Origin of the sequence: Rhizobium croatiense (assembly GCF_019793465.1) — a bacterium.
GTDB classification, from domain to species: Bacteria; Pseudomonadota; Alphaproteobacteria; order Rhizobiales; family Rhizobiaceae; genus Rhizobium; species Rhizobium croatiense.
On record NZ_JAILYJ010000042.1, the window covers coordinates 1 to 3,553 of the forward strand.

1 rRNA gene is annotated in these 3,553 nt (G+C 52.9%); it reads right to left on the reverse strand.

The annotated features are described in order from the left end of the window. Nucleotides 1-196: 196 nt before the first annotated feature. Nucleotides 197-3,089 (reverse strand): 23S ribosomal RNA (locus K6M89_RS30425). Between the last annotated feature and the right edge of the window lie 464 nt (nt 3,090-3,553).

The window sequence follows — 3,553 nt, forward strand, 5'->3', positions numbered from 1 at the left end:
ATAGGGAGTAGCGAATAGCGAATAGGGCTATTTGGTTCTCTTTCGCTGGTTTTGAACACGTCTTTGGAGCGATTTGGGAGCAACTATTCGCTACTCCCTATTCGCTATTCGCATCATCGATCCGGACGAAGGCAAAGCCTTCGCCGGGGCAGGACGAATGCTTGCATTCGCCTTGAGATGAGCACAGTCAATGAGAACGATCAAGCCGATCGAGCTATTAGTACCGGTAAGCTTCATGCGTTGCCGCACTTCCACACCCGGCCTATCAACGTGGTCGTCTTCCACGGCTCTGATAGGGAACACTCGTTTTCAGGTGGGTTTCCCGCTTAGATGCCTTCAGCGGTTATCCCGTCCATATATAGCTACCCTGCTATGCCCTTGGCAGGACAACAGGTCCACCAGAGATATGTCCATCCCGGTCCTCTCGTACTAGGGACAGATCCTGTCAATATTCCTACACCCACGGCAGATAGGGACCGAACTGTCTCACGACGTTCTGAACCCAGCTCACGTACCGCTTTAATTGGCGAACAGCCAAACCCTTGGGACCTGCTCCAGCCCCAGGATGCGATGAGCCGACATCGAGGTGCCAAACAACCCCGTCGATATGGACTCTTGGGGGTCATCAGCCTGTTATCCCCGGCGTACCTTTTATCCGTTGAGCGATGGCCCTTCCACGCGGGACCACCGGATCACTATGACCGACTTTCGTCTCTGCTCGACTTGTCAGTCTCGCAGTCAGGCGGGCTTATGCCATTGCACTCGACGACCGATTTCCGACCGGTCTGAGCCCACCATCGCGCGCCTCCGTTACTCTTTCGGAGGCGACCGCCCCAGTCAAACTACCCACCATACACTGTCCCGGACCCGGATGACGGGCCGCGGTTAGACATCCATGACGATAAGGGTGGTATTTCAAGGATGGCTCCACGGAAACTGGCGTCCCCGCTTCAAAGCCTACCACCTATCCTACACATGCCGACACGAATGCCAGTGTAAAGCTATAGTAAAGGTGCACGGGGTCTTTCCGTCTGACCGCAGGAACCCCGCATCTTCACGGGGAATTCAATTTCACTGAGTCTATGTTGGAGACAGCGGGGAAGTCGTTACGCCATTCGTGCAGGTCGGAACTTACCCGACAAGGAATTTCGCTACCTTAGGACCGTTATAGTTACGGCCGCCGTTTACTGGGGCTTCGATTCAAAGCTTGCACCTCTCCTCTTAACCTTCCAGCACCGGGCAGGCGTCAGACCCTATACGTCGTCTTGCGACTTCGCAGAGCCCTGTGTTTTTGATAAACAGTCGCTACCCCCTGGTCTGTGCCACCCCATCATACTTGCGTAAAATGGGGTCACGCTTCTTCCGAAGTTACGCGTGCAATTTGCCGAGTTCCTTCAACATAGTTCTCTCAAGCGCCTTGGTATACTCTACCTGACCACCTGTGTCGGTTTCGGGTACGGTCTATACGGTGGAGCTATTTCCTGGAACCGCTCCGCTGCCCTGATAATCCAATAAACCAGAACAACTTGTGCAATCCGTCACTACCACCAGGCCCACGAATATTAACGTGGTTCCCATCGACTACGCATTTCTGCCTCGCCTTAGGGGCCGGCTAACCCTGCTCAGATTAACTTTAAGCAGGAACCCTTGGTCTTTCGGCGAGAGGGTCTCTCACCCTCTTTATCGTTACTCATGTCAACATTCGCACTTCCGATACCTCCAGGAGCCCTCACGGGTCTCCCTTCATCAGCTTACGGAACGCTCCGCTACCACTTGCGATTACTCGCAAATCCTCAGCTTCGGTGCATGGCTTCAGCCCCGTTACATTTTCGGCGCAAAGACCCTTATTTAGACCAGTGAGCTGTTACGCTTTCTTTAAATGATGGCTGCTTCTAAGCCAACATCCTGGTTGTTTTGGGATCCTCACATCCTTTCCCACTTAGCCATGACTTGGGGACCTTAGCTGGAGGTTAGGGTTGTTGCCCTTTTCACGACGGACGTTAGCACCCGCCGTGTGTCTGCCGAGTAGTACTCCCCGGTATTCGGAGTTTGGTTAGGATCAGTAAGACGGTGAGTCCCCATAGCCCATCCAGTGCTCTACCCCCGGGGGTATTCGCTCGACGCTCTACCTAAATAGATTTCGCGGAGAACCAGCTATTTCCGAGTTTGATTGGCCTTTCACCCCTAGCCACAAGTCATCCCAATCTATTGCAACAGATGCGGGTTCGGTCCTCCAGTTGGTGTTACCCAACCTTCAACCTGCTCATGGCTAGATCACTCGGTTTCGGGTCTAATGCAACAAACTATATCGCCCTATTCAGACTCGCTTTCGCTGCGCCTACACCTACCGGCTTAAGCTTGCTTGTTACACTAAGTCGTTGACCCATTATACAAAAGGTACGCCGTCAGGGTTGCCCCCTCCGACTGTTTGTAGGCATCCGGTTTCAGGTTCTATTTCACTCCCCTTGTCGGGGTGCTTTTCACCTTTCCCTCACGGTACTTGTTCGCTATCGGTCATGCACGAGTACTTAGGCTTGGAGAGTGGTCTCCCCATGTTCAGACAGGATTTCTCGTGTCCCGCCCTACTCTAGGACAATCATGATATCTACGCGTACGGGGCTGTCACCCACTACGGCCGCACTTTCCAGAGCGTTCCACTTTAATCACAATTGCCACTGGCCTGGTCCGCGTTCGCTCGCCACTACTTGCGGAGTCTCGGTTGATGTCCTTTCCTGCAGGTACTTAGATGTTTCAGTTCCCTGCGTTCGCTTCTTACACCCTATTTTATTCAGGTGCAGATACCTTATCACAATGCTTGGAAACCTGAGGCGTCTGCGACGCAGCCAATAGCCAATAGCCAATAGCGACTAGCGAATAGTTTTTGAATTCTATTCGCTATTCGCTAAATCCTATTCGCTCATGCGCCAACGGCGCATCAGATTTCCCAAGCATTTAAGGTGGGTTGCCCCATTCGGAGATCCATGGATCAAAGCTCATTCGCAGCTCCCCACGGCTTTTCGCAGCGTATCACGTCCTTCATCGCCTGTGCATGCCAAGGCATCCACCAAATGCCCTTACGACACTTAATCGTTCTCATTGCCAATGCTCATCGTCTCGTTGCCCGTTTCGAAGAAACGGCAACAGACCGGGTTACCTTTTACAACCCAGTCAATCCAACAATGCCATCGACGTGTTCGACAGGTCTGCTTTATTGGAGCTACGCCGAGCAGCTCGCTTGCAGCCTGTCTTAAGACCAGCTTCTCGAGATTGGATCCGATACCGCGCGGTCAGGCAACGGTAATCAAGTCGTCCGTCAGAGGCAGTCTCGAAAGACCACAAACAACAACGACCCAGAGCGACAAGCTCCCTTCCTACCTCCAGTCCTTCCCCTATCTCCGGCCGGCTAGGCCATCCACAGGATCAGCAGAACTGGGCTCGGACGTCTCGGGCCAAAACCCAAAACACCTGGAAGCCTCCAGATCAATCTTCTCTTCACAATGTATGCAGAACAGGCATCAGGCCATAAGCCGATGCAAACTTTTATTTCTTCAAA